The following is a 16,832-nucleotide window of genomic DNA, read 5'->3' as shown; positions in this document are numbered from 1 at the left end:
AAGCAGGTTCTACCTTGCTTATGAGGATCTAAGGTCAAAGTTATCCGAACTTTTATTTTCATGTTTCCCTTTTGATTTGGCTGGTTTAACGAATATCGCAAACAGGATGCCAAAAGCCAGGACAAGGATGGCCATGAACAATATCGATAAGTTATATCCCATTAACTCATTTCCTCCTGCTAAACTTATGATATAGCCAGTTAATAGAGGTGCAATAATGCCCGCTATATTTCCTGATGATGTTAAGATGCTTGTCATCAATCCCCCCCGCTCTTGCATTTCATTGATCATGATCGTTGGTCCGATCGGTAAAATTGCATATGTAAGGCCCTTTGCTAAACACATGGCGACTATTACCCAGATTGGATTTTGAAATACCATGATTGAGGAAAAGAACAATGCACCAAGAATCATGGCGCCCGCGACGACAAATACCCTCGATGACCGCCAATTCTGATTCTTCTTGAATAATTGATCAGACACCATCGAAACACCCATATAAATACATACGGAAACGACTCCGATTATTGCAACACTGGTTCCCATTTGACCTGGAGTCATTTTTACGGCTTCCACTAAATAAATCGGGAGCCAAACAGAAAACCAAACAACTAAAATATACGTTGAAAAATATGCAAGCGTAGTAAACAAAGCAGTAGGTGAAGCCAATAGCAACAAAAAGTCTTTCACTTTTATTTTTTCCAGTTTCACTTTCTTTTTCTTTTGTACGTTTTCATATACTTCAACTGGATTTTCCTTTGTTAAAAATTGAAAGAGGAAGAACCAAACAAGGCTTGCTCCACCAAGGGCGGCAAAGGCAGCCTTCCAGCCGAATATCGTAATTAAAGAAACGAGGATCGGTGCCACGATCATCGCACCAACGGTTCCTCCGCCAACCACTACCGAATTGGCAAAGCCTTTCAGTTTCGGCGGAAACCACTTATCGGCATGACTGTAAGCGATTGGGCTATAAGGTCCTTCGAATGCGCCCAGTAAAATCCTATATAGAATCAATAATGGAAGTGCGGTGATGGCTAAAACGCCGAATTGCAAAACAGTCCATGTCAGCATGATGAACCCAAGCACTTTTTTAGCCCCCAGCCGATCAGCCCATGCTGCCCCAAAAATCCCTGTTACTGGGTAGAGCCAATAATAACTGCTTCCAACAAGGCCCCACTCCGCATAGGAAAGATTGAATTCCTTCATGATGGGAACAGCTGCGAGTCCCACGATCGATTTATCCGCAAAGTTGATGACGGCCCCAAAGAATAATAGAATGAGAACAACCCAACGCATATAATTCCCTCCTCTTCTTCATTTTTGTTCACACACTGATCTATCATCCAACTTAGGTTTCATAAATGAAACCACATTCCCCTCTTTCAACCCTTTTCCAATTCTTCTTTAACTAACAATCTTTTTAATAGTTTACCCACTGTATTCCGCGGAAGTTCTTTCCTCAATTCAAATACTTTTGGTACTTTATAAGGAGTCAATTGGGAATAACAATATCCTTCTATTTCTTCAAGATCCACGGAAGCGCTTTCTTTAGGTACGATGAATGCTTTCACAATTTCGCCTTTTTCTTTATGGGGGATGCCCACCACAGCTGCCTCTTTTATTGCCGGATGTTCATATAGAACACCTTCCACCTCCTGCGGATAAATATTGAATCCGCCGACGATGATCATTTCCTTTTTCCTGCCGACTATATAGAAATACCCTTCATCATCCATCACCGCAAGATCGCCAGTATAGAGCCAGTCATTCTGTAAGGCCTTTTTGGTTTCGGCTTCGTTATTCCAATAACCCTTCATGATTTGCGGGCCTTTTATGAGCAACTCCCCGACGCATGTGTTAGGCACTTCATTATTTTCATCGTCAATGATCATACAGTCCGTGCCTGGAAAAGGGATGCCAATGCTTCCTATTTTCCTTTTTCCAAATGGCGGATTACGATGAGTGGAAGGAGAAGCTTCCGACAAACCGAAACCCTCTCCGATTTTGGCACCTGTCAGCTCCTCAAATCGCTTGATTACTTCAACCGGCAGGGGCGCCGATCCACAAGAACAACTTTTTAAACAATTCAGTCCATAGTTTTCAATTCCAGGATGATTGACGAAAGCATTATACATCTTTGGAACTCCTGGAAAGAAAGTCGGACGGTACTTTTTTATTTTTGCAAGTACATCTTGAAGTTCGAATTTAGGAAATAAGAGGATGGCAGCTCCAATATAGATACCTAGATTCATCGCACTTGTCATGGCATAAACATGGTAAAGAGGAGTAGCTGCCAAAACGATTTCTTCACCAGGTTTAAGGGAATCCCCATACATTTCATAACTCTGCACGACATTGGATGTTAAATTATGGTGAGTAAGCATGACACCCTTCATCTTCCCAGTGGTGCCGCCAGTATATTGGATGACTGCAGTATCTTCATGCGGGCTTATCATTTTGGGCTTCTTAATGGCATCCCCGGTTTCAATCATCATTTGAAGGGAACAGGAGCCATTTTGATCATTTTCCGTATTAATGCAAACATCAAATTCATATATCGCTTTCGTTTCTTCGATTGTATTTGCGGCGGTTTGGTCAAATACAATATTTTTGGTATCCGAGTCAATTAAAATTTGCAAAAGTTCCCGCGGTTTATACAGGGGATTAATCTGTACAACAATCAGGCCCAGTGCCTGGGCGGCGTAATAACTGATTATGAAATAAGGGTGGTTGGCCATCATCAGACCAATACGTTCACCTTTGACAAAGCCCATTTCTCTCCATTTCCCTGCAAGTTTGTCTACCTGCATTTTTAGATTCTTATAATCCATTGAATGGTCTTCATAAATGATGGCTGTATGGTGTGGAAACTTACTTGCTGTTATATCAAGCAGTGAATAGACCGATATTTCCGGCAGCTTCATAGATTTCATTCTTTCAACATACCATTGCTCCCATGGTTTATTTTTTGTTTTTCGCACCAGTTATCCCTCCGCACATAAACGAATTTCATATCGTGCATGTTAGATTTCTTATTATTATTATTATGATTATGCAACTTGCATGCCAAGTCCCATTTTTGTGTAAAATCGCTTAGTATTAAGACCAGTCAATTCATAAATGAATTTTAATCAGTTATAATGCCTTTCTATAGAGGATTCATCGAAATCCCAATAATTCATTTTTGAATTTTTTCATTCAAACTCAGATTGGTTTTCAAGAGATTATGAAACTAGTTTTTACCATATTATAGATTATACCTACTCACAATTCGTGATATTGATTTTATCCATGAGTTTTATAAAATACATTTGAATAGCCCATCCAGCAACGGGTGGGCTATTGCAACATTTATTGAAAATTGGCTTACTATGTAACTAATTGGTTATGTTTATCCACGAGTAGGAACAATATTTGGGTTTAATATTTTTTTAATTATACGAAACAATCCCATCCAGAGGCGTTTTCAGCTCCAGTTTTGCCATTTCGGAGCCTTGTCGAAGTCCGATGGACTTACTGGCTGCGGACAAAAAATTTGAAGATTTACCAGAGGAATGTCAAAATTTGCGGGCTAAAATAGCTTTATAATTAACAATTATAAAGCTATACTTATGATGATATTTTGGAGGAGGAATAAAAATGAACCAAAAAGCTCTCCATCACTGGCATAAAGAACATAATAAGCGAGTAAGCGAATTTCATAAAAAACACGAAATTGAAATACAGCGAGGTGAAAATGGGAACAGTTTATTAGCTAAATGGGAAAGATATTTTTATAACAATATCATTTCACCTCTCAAAAAAGTGAAATAATCCCTCTTTAAAAGAACTGTCCCATTGAACTGCACCCCAATTGTTAGACAACATCTAACAATTGGAGGTGCAGTTTTTTTGACTAAATATACGATAGACGAAAAATTACATGCAGTTTTAGAGTACTTAGAAGGAAAAAAATCCTATAAATCCATTGCACAAGAAAGAAATGTAGGTTTATCCCCTCTGAAAAGATGGGTCGCTCGCTATCTAAAACATGGGATGGAAGGACTTGCTTCATCCTATACAAATTACACTCTGCCCTTTAAACTAGAGGTACTTAAATATATGAACGAATATGGGGCATCGATCAACGAGACCGCTGTACACTATAACCTTCCTTCCGATTCTACACTTTTGAATTGGGCAAATCAGTTTAAGGAAGGCGGTATAGACGCCCTTAAACCAAAGAAAAAGGGGCGTCTATCCATGAAAAAAGAAACCAAGAAAACATCGCCAGCTAATGGCTCTCAAGAAGCACTTCTTGCCGAATTAGAATACTTACGTGCAGAGAATGCCTATCTAAAAAAGTTGAATGCCTTAGTTCAAGAAAAGGAAGCCTTACAAAGAAAGAAAAAGCGAAAGTAGTCCATGAACTAAGGAAACAATTTGATTTAAATCTGCTTCTATCCATTTCTAAAATGGCACGGAGTACGTACTATTATTGGGTAAACGCCTTCGGGCGTGAGGATAAATACACAGAAATTAAATCACTTATCAAAGAGATTTTCCATACGCATAAAGGGCGTTATGGGTATCGGCGTATCACCCTAGAATTACGTAACCGAGGTGCTCGCATCAATCATAAAACAGTTCTCCGATTGATGAATGAACTAGGATTGAAGTCATTGGTTCGCATGAAGAAATATCGTTCGTACAAAGGGAACATCGGCAAGATTGCGCCCAACATTCTAGCACGTGATTTCAAGGCGGCAAAGTCCAATGAAAAATGGGTGACAGACGTCACCGAATTCCATCTAGCTGGGGAGAAACTATACTTATCGGCCATTCTTGATTTGTTTAATGGTGAAATCATCGCCTATAATATCGAATCTCGGCCTGTTTATCCGCTCGTTTCCAAAATGCTGGATAAAGCCTTTGATCGCTTGGAATCGAAAGATTCACCCATTCTCCATTCAGATCAGGGCTGGCATTATCAGATGAAACAATACTCGCATGATTTGAAAAGACATAACATTACACAAAGCATGTCCCGCAAAGGAAATTGTCTCGATAATGCGGTCATTGAAAACTTCTTTGGCTTATTAAAATCCGAATTACTCTATCTTCAAGAATTTGAAAGCATGGAGCATTTCAAACAAGAACTAGAAGAATATATCCATTACTACAATCATCAGCGAATCAAGGTAAAATTAAAAGGCATGAGCCCGGTAGATTACCGGGTTCATGCCCTCAAGGCTGCCTAATTAAATAAAGTGTCTAACTTTTTGGGTTCACTTCACATGTACAGTTCTTTTTTTGGTTGGCTGTTTTCGCATACTTTGTTGCTATTTACCAAGTAAAGCGGTGTGGTTATTTCCCCTCCAGATGCTCGCTTTCCGCGGGGCGGGCGGTGAGCCGCCTCGGCGTAAACGCCTGTGGGGTCTCACCTGTCCCGCTGCTCCCGCAGGAGTCTCGGACTTGCGCTCCAATCAACCTTAAATCGTTTCGTTTTAAAAACAACAATCTTTATGAAAAGAGCCTTTTGGTTACACCTTTTGCATATGATAATCCAGAATTCAACTTCTACTTATTTAACTAAACTGCCATTTAGTTGAATAAGCTCTATGATAATTATTCTACAAAATACCAATATTTTTCCTTTTCAGGATTTTACTTTGTAAAAGCCACAAACTTTACGAAAAGAGCCAAATAAAAAAAACATGGTCATAAAGTAACCATGTTTTCTTTTTACTCATATAGCTGTGTCTATACACTAAGAGTTATTTATTGATAAATTCTTTGTTGATTTTTTCAGCCTCAGCCATGTATTCTGTTTTAATCCCGCTCTTAACTCCCCACCAATAGAAGCAGAGTGCCAGACATGCGATGACCACCATATCCCAGCCAAATGTAAGAATATTTTTTCCGCCGAACTTCTCACTTCCAATATAAGATATCAAAATCATACAACCTAAGTAAAGAAGCATCCAAACACCTGATAAAAATTGTTTTTTGAATCCATCCCATTTATTTTTAGCTTGATAATAAAAGTAAATAGGCAATCCAATGGCAATGATGAAAACGACTTCTCCTGTTAATGGCCAACGCGCCCAGTATAAAGTAAGCGATGCAAAAACAAATCCACAAGGTGCAATAATAGAAGCACCCTTTAAGTGAAATGGACGGTTAAAATGAGAAGCAGTTCGTCTTAAAGTTGCCAATGCAACTGGCCCCATGATATACGAAATAAGTGTAGCAACTGAAATCACTTCAGCAAGTACGCCCCATCCGCGGAATAAAAATAAAAAGATAAAACATACGCCTAAGTTTAGTAACATAGCTGGACGAGGAACACCATAAAGTGGATGTAATGTACCAAAGATTTTCGGTAAGTACCCATTTTTCTGCATTCCATAAAGCATTCGCGAAGTTGTAGCTGTATAAGTGGCACCTGTACCAGAAGGTGATACAAACGCATCTACATACAATACAATCGCTAACCAGTTAAGGCTAAGAGCAATTGCCAAATCCGCAAAAGGTGAATTAAAATTCAGATGACTCCATCCGTTCACGATCATAGACGGATCAACTGCACCGATAAAAACAACTTGTAAAATAACGTATATAAAACCTGCAATTAGAATAGACCCTATAACAGCAATTGGTATAGACTTATTTGGCGACTTAGCTTCTCCTGCCATATTAACGGGACTTTGAAATCCGTTAAACGCAAACACTATACCAGAAGTTGCTACTGCTGTTAAAACGCTTGCCCAACCATATGGTGCGATTCCATGAGAACTTGTAAAGTTTTCACCATGGAATCCAGCAAAAAATAACGATCCTGCCATTACACCTGGAACAATTAATTTAAAAATAGTAATAAATGAATTTGCTTTAGCAAAAAGGTTAACTGTCCAATAGTTGACAAAGAAATAGAACAATAATAATAAAGAAGCTATGAATAATCCTTTGGTCGTTAAGATATTGTTATCAACTAAAGAATGAGACCATCTGGCCCATTCCCAAGGCCACGTACTCATATATTGTACCGAAGCAATGGCCTCAACGGTAATAGTCGAAGCGATAGAAATCCAGTTCGCCCACGCAGCTAAAAATCCAATAAAAGAGCCATGCGAATATTGAGGATACTTAACCATTCCTCCAGCTTCAGGAAACATTGCCCCAAGCTCTGCGTATGATAATGCAATAAATAAAATTACAACCATACCGATAATCCAAGAAAAAATAGCTGCTGGCCCAGCAATCTGGGAAGCTTTCCACGCTCCGAACAACCAACCTGAGCCGATAATAGAACCAATACCTGTCATAGTTAAAGCAAAAGTCCCCATCTTTCTATGCATATTACTCATCTCTACCTACACCTCTTCCTAGGAAAATAAAAAACACTCGATCTATTTATAAATCAAGTGTTTGCCCAGGCGCGCGGCTTATACTCTATATGCTCCCCCATGGTACTCCATGTTGCGCCAGTTACATATAGGAAAATAGTTTTTTTTAGTATATAGGATTATTTAAAATTTCACAACACTTAAAAAAATTTATATTTTATATATAATCTTATTTATTATTCGTTATTCCCTATCAATATTCATTTTAATTTGAAAAAATTAGGTAAAATAAAGCTCAAAAACAAACATTCAATTATCAGAACACATGCTACATCATATAATCATTTTCGCTTTAACATTATATTTAAAAATCTTTAAGAGCTTATATGTGCAAAATAAACCGTTCATATTTTACAAATTATATCCCAACAACATTTACATAGAAATAATGAATCAGTTAGTTAAAATCTTATAATCTAACAGAGGAAATACTTGGAATACACCTTTATGAGCATATTTCTATAAACTGTTCTTTTCTTCCTCAAAAAAAGCAATGCACAAGTTGGGGAAAATATCTGAGGGATGAAGATCTCTCTTTAGCTCTATTTATTTTTTCCATAATTTATGCACAACTTTAATTAGTGGCTATTATATTTAACTAATGTGAAACACACTCGGCATAGCTAGAGAGATGAACGTAGATTAAATTTCCTTAAACAAGATGATGTCCCTAAATCCTTAATGGTGGGATTACCTCAGGTGGAATAGTTATGTTACTTTAGAAAACTTGATATAGAATGGGTTTAGCTCATTCAGATTGCTATTAAAATGGAAATACCATTAGAGGATCGATAGTCATATTTGTCTATTTTATAAAAAAATAGCAACTGCTTGATCAACGCAGTTGCTTTTTAACTTGCTTCCGTAATAGAAAAAATTAATTAATATGAAAGATTCCATTTCTATCATTTGCAAAGGATTCCCGCAATGTTGTTTTTAATATTTTCCCCGATGGGTTGCGTGGGAGTTCATGCACAAAGTCTACCGATTTTGGTTTCTTATAGCCGGCTAATTTTCCTTCGCAGTAACTAATGATATCTTCTGCTTTGAGATTAGCCTCTTCTCTTTGTACAACAATGGCTTTAACCGATTCCCCCCACACGGCATCCGGTACACCAATCACCGCAACATCGAGAATCCCGGGATGTGAATAAAGGACTTCCTCAATTTCACGCGGATAAATATTAACACCGCCGCTGATCAGCATGTCTTTCTTTCGGTCTACAATATAGTAAAATCCATCCTCATCCTGCAGCGCCATATCTCCCACTGTAAAAAAACCATGATAAAATGAAGCGGCGTCAGCATCCGGATTGTTATAATAGCCGTCTAAGTTGTACGGTGATTTAAAATACAACTCCCCTACTTCACCGTTCGAAACTGGATTCTTCTCGTCATCCAAAATTAAACATTCCACAAGCGGGAAAGGATGTCCCACTGAACGTTCCTTCCGGCGAATGTCACCCGGCTTAATGTTCAGTGTAATCGCACTTTCAGTCGAGCCGTAAAATTCGTTCAAATCGGCATTTTTGAAAAATTCCAGAATATCCATTTTTGTTTGTGTCGGCAGCGGCGAGCCTGCTGAAATCAACACGCGCATAGAGGTGATGTCATGCTTTGTTTTTGTGTCTTCCCTCGTGTTGATCAAGAAATTGTACATCGTTGGTGCAAGGAATGTGTTTGTGATCTTGTATCGTTCAATGTCTTCAAGCACCTGTTCTGCATTAAATGATTCATGAATGACAAGGGTGCCGCCCACGAGCAGCTGCATGACAAGAAAAATCCATGGTGCTGCATGATAAACAGGCCCGGCAACAAGGTGAATATCTGATTCGTCGATCTTGTATTCATAAGCTGCGGCCATTCCTGTCAGTATTCGGGATCGATGGGAAATGACCACTCCTTTTGGCTTTCCGGTCGTACCGGAAGTGTAGCCCAGATAGAAAGTATCTTTCTCATTAACCTCTATGTTCGGTTCCGCATCACAGCCTGAAGCAAGAAAATCTACATACCCTTCCATATTTTCATTGGATGCACCACCCACTACCAGAACGGTGTCTAATTGAGAGTTTTTTGGAAGCAACACTTGGGCAATCCCTTCATATTCTTTTGAAATAATGAATCCCCGGCTTTCAGAGTTTCTTAGTATATATTCTACTTCAGGTCCAACCAGGCGATAGTTTATCGGTACAATGATGACTCCGATTTTGGACAGCCCGGCCATGATCTCGACATAAGCAGAATGATTCTTTAACATGACAGCTACTTTATCACCTTTTCGAAAGCCACGTCCCAAGAAAGCGTTTCCAATTTTATTCGCGCGAATGTTTAACTCTTCATATGTCTTGATCGTATCTTGAAAAATAACAGCCGGCTTATTTTTGTACTTACTTGCATTTTGCTTTATAACTGTACCAAATGTCAGCATGCTCTCCATCAGTCCTCACTTAAATAAATATAATTTTAAGAAAATTATATCACTTTAAAATAATCTGGTAAAAAATATTTTTTTTGTAAAAATTGTACCTCTTATAAATTATCGTGCTTCTTATGCCAACCATTAGTTATGACTGAGACCCATGCTTTAATTTATTAACACATTAAAAAGCCTAATTAATAGGCTTTTCAACTGGATAATTGTCTCCACTTCTTCTTCCGAATATTATTGATTTCCAATTATTTCAAAACTTTTTTGCTCTACTTTTCTTTGAGTTGTTTTTGTTCCTTATGAATTTTTTTCAACGATATTAATGGTACAATTTCATTTGCAAAGACTATCTGTTGGTTTGGGTGTATGTCTAAGATAGTTCTAGAAAATTTAATGCTTATTTTGCATCAGAACGAAATCTTTTATTTATTTCTACACAATATCTAAAAAAAATCTTCTTATTACTGAATGGCAATAAGAAGATTTTTTTTACACTTATGATAGATAACTGTGAATCTCGCTCCTTAATCACTAGGTACTTGCCATAATTCTTCTAAATTCATTTCTAATAAAACTAGCACTTGTGGCGAGTAGGGCATTATATTTTTGAAACACAGTTCCTCTATTCCTACATAGGCTCATCCAATAATTGAATAATATCACCATCGCTTATTTAATACTATATGTGCAAAATTAAATACTCCTATCATTTGTTCTTTTCTACGCTTTCATTTCGTTTAAAAAGTGCGTCATGGATGTGGAAGGAAATAAGATTCTATCGGTTTTCACATCATATAGACCAAAGGGATTTAATCGCAGTCCAGGAAGAAAGTCGCAAGTTAAAAATAATAAAGTATACAAAATGTCGTGAAAAGGATAGCCTCTCGCTTGGAGCACCTTTAATAATTTATCATTAAATTCAACTGCCTTATCAAATGAAGGATCAGAAGTCATCATTCCCGTAACCTGTAAAGGAATTTCAAGTATTATTTCATGGCCATCGACAATTACGACTCCTCCTCCCAGTTCATGAACTCTTGAAGCAGCTTTTGCCATCGCCTCTGGATTTCTTCCGATTGTGAGCAAGTCAGTCGTTGTATTAAAGGTCGAGGCCATACCGTCTAAATTCAACGCAAACTTTTCTAAAATACCTTTTGTAACCCACTTCCCCTTTCTATCGATAAGAGCTGCATACATAAGTCCCTCTTTGGCTGAAAGATCGACATAACCATTCTTGGCTGGGAGAACCAAATTTTTCCGTTCGGTTATTACATTGCTAACAAAATGAATAACCGGGACTGAATCATTTGAAGAGGTGTGTGGATATAGATACAAATCATGATTTGCCAGAATTCCTCTTGAAAAGGAGAATGTACTTTCAGGTAAATGCATATCCCAATCCAAATCTGGCATCTTGATCGTCAACTCTCCATTTTTTGCAACAATTCTCCCGTTTGAGATCACTAAGTCCGGACGAAACTGCTCCAAATCAGGCAACAATAATATATCCGCTTTTTTACCCGGAGCCAATCCGCCAATATAATCGTCCTGTTTAAGGTATGTAGCCGCATTGATGGTGACCATCTGAATGGCTTCCATAACCGGGACTCCATGTTCCACAGCCTGCCTTACAAGTCCATCTACGAATCCTTCTTTTTCAATAAAAGATGGATGCGGACCATCCGTAGTCATCAAGATCCTGCCGGTACTTACCTGTCCAGCAGTAATCAGCTTGATTATTTTTGACAAGTCCGGACGAAGCGAACTGTTTCTTAGGACTGTCCATAAACCCAACCGCAAACGATCCAGGGCCTCTTCCGCGGTTATCGCTTCATGACAGGCACTTATACCTGAAGCTGCAATCGAATTTAATTTTTCAAAAGAGCACCCCGCATTATGCCCATCTGCCACTTTCCCCATTTTTTTAGCCGCATCTATAATATCGAGTAAAACCGAATCCCCTTTGTATAGTAAAGGCCAACGAGTCACTTCTGCCGTTCCAAGTACTTCTTCAATCGAAAGAAGGTCCATTATATCCTCTTTATTGAACCAATCCCTTTCACCTGGATATCCAGCCTGTGAAACTAATCTTATTAACCAAAAAAAGTTTCCTGGCAGTTTCTTCAACTCGCATAGAAGCTTTTTGAAGCCCGAGTGACCTAAGTGCAAATAAAAAAATAGATTATCATTCACTGTAGTGGTAGTACCCAATGGCAATACTTTTGCGGTGATACTTATAGGATTGTATATAACCCAAGGATGTGCATGAGTTTCAATGAATCCTGGAGATACAAAAATACCATTTGCATCTATTACAGTGGTGTTTTCATCTATCTTCACTTCATTTTCCCCTACATATGCAATGCAGTCCTTATACAGCGCAATATTTTGCTGAAGAAATTCACCAGAATATACATTAATAACAGTTCCGCCTTTAATGAACATATCAGCGGGTCGTTGTCCTTGTGCCACTTCGATCAATTCATGCCGGTATGCTCTTGCATTCACTATTCTCGCCCCCACCATTCAAATGACAATTTAATATTTTTTCATGCTGGATGAATCCCCCTTATTGTAGACATTCATTTTGAGTCCACATTCAAGGAATTGAATCCTCCTTCTTGTTTACGATTGTGATTTGATCTCTGACTCTCTTAATTTAAATCTTTGTATCTTTCCTGTCGAAGTCTTTGGTAACTCGTTCACGAATTCAATGTCACGAGGATATTTATACGGTGCTAACACTTTTTTGACAAACCCTTTTAATTCCGCTTTTACTCCTTCACCTGATTCCGCATCAGCTTTTAATACGATAAAGGCTTTTGGCTTTACTAAACCATTTTCATCCTTTACAGCAACAACAGCCGTTTCCAGTATATCGGGATGTGATAAGAGTGCATTTTCTATTTCTATTGGCGATACCCAAATTCCATTTACCTTCATCATGTCATCATTGCGGCCCGCATACCAATAGAAGCCATCTTCATCCTTGAAGTATTTATCTCCAGTCACCAGCCAATTACCAATAAACTTCTTTTTGTTTTCTTCATTGAGATTCCAATAAGAGGCTGCAATGCTTTCTCCCTTAATTAATAGATCTCCCACTTCATTCACCTGAGTTTCATGACCTTGTTCATCCACTATTTTAGCTTCGTAACCGGGAACGATTTTTCCTGTGCTTCCTTGACGAATATCATCTGCTTGATTGGAAAGGTATATATGAAGTGATTCGGTCGAACCAATTCCGTCTATAATATCCAATCCGAAAACTCTCTTCCATTGTTCGATATAAGAAGCCGGCAGTGCCTCTCCTGCTGATACGCAAAGTCTAATTGAAGAAAGATCATAGGTTTCCTTCGTCTTCTCAAGGTAATTGAGCATCGATCCATACAGAGTCGGGACACCAAAAAAAATGGTTGGACGATACTTCTCTATCGTCTCGAATACCTTTTCTGCAGTCGGCCGGTCCGGCATTAAAACAGTGGTTGCCCCAGCTCCAAAAGGAAAATACATCGCGTTTCCCAAACCATAAGCAAAGAAAAGCTTCGAAGCCGAAAAAGTAATATCATTTTCGGTGATTTGTAAAATGTTCTTGGCGTAGTTTTTGAAGGCTTCTTCCATATCGGTTTGAAGGTGAATAACCCCTTTTGGCTCACCTGTACTTCCTGAAGTATAGAGCCAGAACGCTTGATCATTAATGTTGCTAAAACAAGGAGGCAGGTCTTTATTTTGCCTGCGAGTAATAGTCTGGAAAGAATGTTCGTTTTCTTCCTTCAGGTTCAGATCAACCCCATCAACCAAGACGACATGCCTCAAGAAAAGTAATCTATTTTTAACAAGCTTTAACTTCTCCCATTGTTCACAAGTAGTAACCAACACTTTAGAACGGCTATTATTCAAAAGATACTCATAATCCTTTATGGGCAAAAGCGTATTGGTTGGAATCGGGATTGCCCCAACCTTTATTGCACCGAAGAAACTGATGATGAATTCCGGAGAATCATGTAATAAAAGCAGGACGCGCTGTTCCATCTCCATCCCCAATTCTTTTAATGCCGCACCAAATTGATTACCAAGGGTATCGATATCTTGATAGGTATAAGATTGATTTTCATAATAAATAGCGGTTTTATCCCCTTTGCCTGCCTCAATGTTTTTCTGGAAGAAATTATAGGAGGCATTGTACATCGCGCCCAATCCTCTAATTTTACATTCGGTTTTTATCACACATTTACCCTCCTAAAAAAGCTACTGGTTTTAGACACGTCATCCCACTGTCTCCTTTATTCCATAAAGAAGGACGGCTGCCATACAAGCCGGATAAATTCACTAACAACCTTCCATTTTAAAAATCTCCTTTGTGGAAAAAGGCCATTCATTTGGAAACGCTATACGAACTAATTTGAGCAAGTCCCTTCCCGCCAATGCTCTTTTTCATTCAGTAACCGCTTTCAAATCATTCAAACCTCCAATCAAGGGTAAAGTAATTCCACAGGCTATGAAACTTATAGTCTGATATCCACCCCGATATTTTACACATTCATAAGTGCAAAATGCACTGGAAAGGCTTTTAGCAAGTAATGACTACCCATTAGGATCAGTTGGCTCATGAGGCCGATCAGAAGAACCTTTCCATCGTATACTCTCAAAAACCGTTTTACAGTTCAGGCAATAGTATTGCCTAACGAGCTGTGCAGTACCGAAGGATGAATATAATTCAACATTTTTGCCATCACAAAATGGACATGCCGGATTCTCCTTTTCAGCGGGCATTTATTATCTCCTCGTCTCTTAAACGCGGGATCAAAGCTTCCTTATAGGAGATTACTAAATTACTATTTACAGGAAGGATTTCGTTTTCAATAAGCACACTATTGTTTTCCACTTGTTTCAACCAAGTAATTACTTCTTGTTCACAAAGTTTAAATGCTCTCCCAAAACGGGCAGGAATTGAGCCTCCATCATTCAGTAACTTGAGTGCCCAGTTTTTCGAGTACAATATATGCTCTAACTGTTCTCTTGCCAATTTATTGAATTGCAGTTCGATTTCACTGCCTTTTTGGTGGCTCGTCAAAGCGGTTATCAAAGTATGGAGTGCCGTATTCATAGAATAGAGCCCTGCAATCAGTTGTATCCACTCCCCGATTTGAACAATGCTGTCAAACGCTTTACCCGTTTGTTCCTTCACTTCCTTTTTGCTGCCTTTTCCGCTCTTCAAATTCGTTCCCCAATTATAGAGAAGGCGGGCATGACCTAGTTCCGATTGGGCCATTGCAATAGCGGCAAGGGTCCCTTCTAAGTCTGGACCACTGACACCGACCTCAACAAGACGATCTCCTAAAATGAATTTATTATCAGCAATCGTTTCTATCAAGGTAATCAATTCAGTGTTGCCATTTGTTGAATTCACCATATTAAATCACCCTTTTCTTAAAAAATGGTTCTGCTTCTCTAATGCAAATCATGTTTTCCCGCTTGACTATAAACATTTCCACCCATTTTTCTTCATCATAAACATAACGGGCATAAACACGTGCCAACTCATCATTATCTGCTTCAACTGTTCCAATATGCATTAAGTCATCACCACGATTGATTCTTGAAAACACATCATATTCAAAGTTTTGGACCTTATTATCACTCATTTTGAACTGACCCCCCAGGACTTTAATATCTGCCTGCCTGCTTCACTCATTTGGTCGACCGTCCAAGCTGGACTCCAAACCACCTCTATTTCCACTGCATGAACACTTTCTTCTTGAAGAAGCCTTTTTTTAATATCACTCTCAATCCACTGCATGCACCCGCATCCCGTTGAAGTATAGGTCATCGTTACATACGCTGTATCCCCTTGCTTTTCTACACCATAAATCAAGCCCATATCCACGATGCTTATAGGAAATTCAGGATCAGAAACTTCTTGTAACGCATGGATTAATACCGGATCCTTATATAACACCCCACCCATCTAAATCGCCTCATTTCGATATGCATCAAGTAGCTGATATCCTTTTTGAATCCGGTTAACGAACTCCTGATTTTGTGGACCACGCTGCTTAAAACGGTTGATGACATTATCCCACGTATCGGGTTCATCATATTTCCACCGCTTGTTTTCCACATCGAATTTACATGGAAAAGGAACTTTCAATTCATACCTTCCAGTCCCTTCATCGTAATGAGCAGGTACATTAAGTCCGAGGGATTCACAGAAAGGAACGGCAGTGGACATCCATTTCTGCCTTAATTCATCATTAGTCTTTCCTTTCAATTTATAATCCAGTTGGGCTGACCTGCTTTTCAAGTTATCTGCTACACCGAAGAATTCAAGGGACATGATGAACATCCAATCAATCGCGTCTTGAACCTGCTTAGCCGTTTCAGGATCTTTCATGGCTGCCTTCATTATGATTTCTCCGTTTCTTAAATGGAATAGTTCCTCCTTATCAACCTTGACCAATGCCCGTTTCCAAGGTCCGTATGAAGTATGTTGGTGCGCATCTCCCAATAAGGTGTAACCTGCTCGATCAAATAATCCGTTGAATACTCCCAGTTCAACCCAGTTATCTAATTTAAAATCAAAAGCATATGGATTCTTCCATCTATTTGGCGATCGCTCATATAACATGAATTGTACGTTTTCTCCTAAATCCTTTAATAATCTGTACGCAATATGCGCATGGCCGATTTCATCCTGCATCACAGCAAGTGCCGTGATTTTGTAATTTAAATTGGGGGCATCTTTATAAACAGTCAGAAGTGGCGGAACACTTAATAATTCTGTATCCGCAACTATCATCAAAGTTTGTTTCAATGCCTTTTTATAGTTTTCATCCATATCTTCCAGTCTCTCGACCACAAACCCGGCTTGGATCTTGCCCATCAAATCATTTGTAAACCCTGTCATCTGCCTCTCTCCCATCATATTATGTTTTTTGAACTATCGTCTTATATAAGTAATATAATAATTTACTTTATCTGGTTAGTCAACACTTTATCAGATTTTTCAGAAAACA

At 38.7% G+C, this 16,832-nt stretch carries 13 protein-coding genes and 1 riboswitch; of the genes, 2 read left to right on the top strand and 11 right to left on the bottom strand.

Annotation, left to right across the window (positions count from 1 at the left end; translation table 11 throughout):
- Positions 1 to 18 precede the first annotated feature (18 nt).
- Positions 19 to 1,296 carry an MFS transporter gene (locus QNH43_RS11135; protein WP_283917868.1) on the bottom strand — a complete coding sequence of 426 codons (1,278 nt, stop codon included), beginning with the start codon at positions 1,294 to 1,296 and terminating at the stop codon, positions 19 to 21.
- 86 nt (positions 1,297 to 1,382) lie between these two features.
- Positions 1,383 to 2,981, bottom strand: a complete 1,599-nt coding sequence (locus QNH43_RS11130) for a long-chain-fatty-acid--CoA ligase (RefSeq protein WP_283917867.1) — start codon at positions 2,979 to 2,981, stop codon at positions 1,383 to 1,385.
- Between the two features lie 658 nt (positions 2,982 to 3,639).
- Here QNH43_RS11130 and QNH43_RS11125 point away from each other — a divergent pair.
- Both QNH43_RS11125 and QNH43_RS11120 read left to right on the top strand, forming a co-directional pair.
- Positions 3,640 to 3,813, top strand: a complete 174-nt coding sequence (locus QNH43_RS11125; protein ID WP_283917866.1) for a hypothetical protein — start codon at positions 3,640 to 3,642, stop codon at positions 3,811 to 3,813.
- A gap of 78 nt (positions 3,814 to 3,891) precedes the next feature.
- A protein-coding gene (locus QNH43_RS11120) for an IS3 family transposase (RefSeq protein ID WP_283914783.1) occupies positions 3,892 to 5,240 on the top strand; the annotation gives its coding sequence in 2 pieces (ribosomal slippage) (positions 3,892 to 4,336 and positions 4,336 to 5,240; 1,350 coding nt in all).
- Between the two features lie 516 nt (positions 5,241 to 5,756).
- On the opposite strand, the gene QNH43_RS11115 is transcribed toward QNH43_RS11120, so the two are convergent.
- The 9 genes from QNH43_RS11115 to QNH43_RS11080 all read right to left on the bottom strand — a co-directional run bounded on the left by QNH43_RS11115 (position 5,757) and on the right by QNH43_RS11080 (position 16,723).
- The gene (locus QNH43_RS11115) at positions 5,757 to 7,349 is read right to left on the bottom strand and encodes a glutamate/serine transporter AimA (RefSeq protein WP_076368868.1); all 1,593 of its coding nucleotides are present in this window, start codon (positions 7,347 to 7,349) and stop codon (positions 5,757 to 5,759) included.
- A gap of 56 nt (positions 7,350 to 7,405) precedes the next feature.
- Positions 7,406 to 7,484, bottom strand: a riboswitch (ZMP/ZTP riboswitch).
- A gap of 781 nt (positions 7,485 to 8,265) precedes the next feature.
- Positions 8,266 to 9,825, bottom strand: a complete 1,560-nt coding sequence (locus QNH43_RS11110; protein WP_283917865.1) for a class I adenylate-forming enzyme family protein — start codon at positions 9,823 to 9,825, stop codon at positions 8,266 to 8,268.
- 711 nt (positions 9,826 to 10,536) lie between these two features.
- Positions 10,537 to 12,324, bottom strand: coding sequence for an adenine deaminase C-terminal domain-containing protein (locus QNH43_RS11105; RefSeq protein ID WP_434060169.1), 1,788 nt, complete (start codon positions 12,322 to 12,324; stop codon positions 10,537 to 10,539).
- Between the two features lie 117 nt (positions 12,325 to 12,441).
- Positions 12,442 to 14,004, bottom strand: a complete 1,563-nt coding sequence (locus QNH43_RS11100; protein ID WP_283918334.1) for a benzoate-CoA ligase family protein — start codon at positions 14,002 to 14,004, stop codon at positions 12,442 to 12,444.
- A gap of 396 nt (positions 14,005 to 14,400) precedes the next feature.
- Positions 14,401 to 14,589 carry a PaaD-like zinc ribbon domain-containing protein gene (locus QNH43_RS27790; protein ID WP_434060168.1) on the bottom strand — a complete coding sequence of 63 codons (189 nt, stop codon included), beginning with the start codon at positions 14,587 to 14,589 and terminating at the stop codon, positions 14,401 to 14,403.
- Positions 14,579 to 15,229: a Phenylacetic acid catabolic protein gene (locus tag QNH43_RS11095; protein WP_283917864.1), complete on the bottom strand. Its 651-nt coding sequence runs from the start codon at positions 15,227 to 15,229 to the stop codon at positions 14,579 to 14,581. The genes QNH43_RS27790 and QNH43_RS11095 overlap by 11 nt, the downstream gene beginning before the upstream one ends.
- A gap of 1 nt (position 15,230) precedes the next feature.
- Positions 15,231 to 15,461 (bottom strand): hypothetical protein, encoded by a 231-nt coding sequence (locus QNH43_RS11090; protein WP_076368864.1) that lies wholly within the window; start codon positions 15,459 to 15,461, stop codon positions 15,231 to 15,233.
- A complete protein-coding gene (locus QNH43_RS11085) occupies positions 15,458 to 15,784 on the bottom strand; it encodes a metal-sulfur cluster assembly factor (protein ID WP_076368863.1) in 327 nt (108 codons plus the stop codon). The genes QNH43_RS11090 and QNH43_RS11085 overlap by 4 nt, the downstream gene beginning before the upstream one ends.
- A complete protein-coding gene (locus QNH43_RS11080; RefSeq protein WP_179086091.1) occupies positions 15,785 to 16,723 on the bottom strand; it encodes a Phenylacetic acid catabolic protein in 939 nt (312 codons plus the stop codon). It abuts the gene before it with no gap.
- Positions 16,724 to 16,832 lie beyond the last annotated feature (109 nt).

The organism is Peribacillus simplex, from assembly GCF_030123325.1.
Taxonomy (GTDB): Bacteria; Bacillota; Bacilli; order Bacillales; family DSM-1321; genus Peribacillus; species Peribacillus simplex_D.
This window is presented reverse-complemented; position numbering and strand designations above follow the sequence as displayed.

Coding starts and splice junctions, on each gene's coding strand:
- QNH43_RS11135 (WP_283917868.1), bottom strand. CDS start 1,296: ATGCGTTGGGTTGTTCTCATTCTATTATTCTTTGGGGCCGTCATCAAC.
- QNH43_RS11125 (WP_283917866.1), top strand. CDS start 3,640: ATGAACCAAAAAGCTCTCCATCACTGGCATAAAGAACATAATAAGCGA.
- QNH43_RS11115 (WP_076368868.1), bottom strand. CDS start 7,349: ATGAGTAATATGCATAGAAAGATGGGGACTTTTGCTTTAACTATGACA.
- QNH43_RS11110 (WP_283917865.1), bottom strand. CDS start 9,825: ATGGAGAGCATGCTGACATTTGGTACAGTTATAAAGCAAAATGCAAGT.
- QNH43_RS11100 (WP_283918334.1), bottom strand. CDS start 14,004: ATGTACAATGCCTCCTATAATTTCTTCCAGAAAAACATTGAGGCAGGC.
- QNH43_RS27790 (WP_434060168.1), bottom strand. CDS start 14,589: ATGCCCGCTGAAAAGGAGAATCCGGCATGTCCATTTTGTGATGGCAAA.
- QNH43_RS11095 (WP_283917864.1), bottom strand. CDS start 15,229: ATGGTGAATTCAACAAATGGCAACACTGAATTGATTACCTTGATAGAA.
- QNH43_RS11090 (WP_076368864.1), bottom strand. CDS start 15,461: ATGAGTGATAATAAGGTCCAAAACTTTGAATATGATGTGTTTTCAAGA.
- QNH43_RS11085 (WP_076368863.1), bottom strand. CDS start 15,784: ATGGGTGGGGTGTTATATAAGGATCCGGTATTAATCCATGCGTTACAA.
- QNH43_RS11080 (WP_179086091.1), bottom strand. CDS start 16,723: ATGACAGGGTTTACAAATGATTTGATGGGCAAGATCCAAGCCGGGTTT.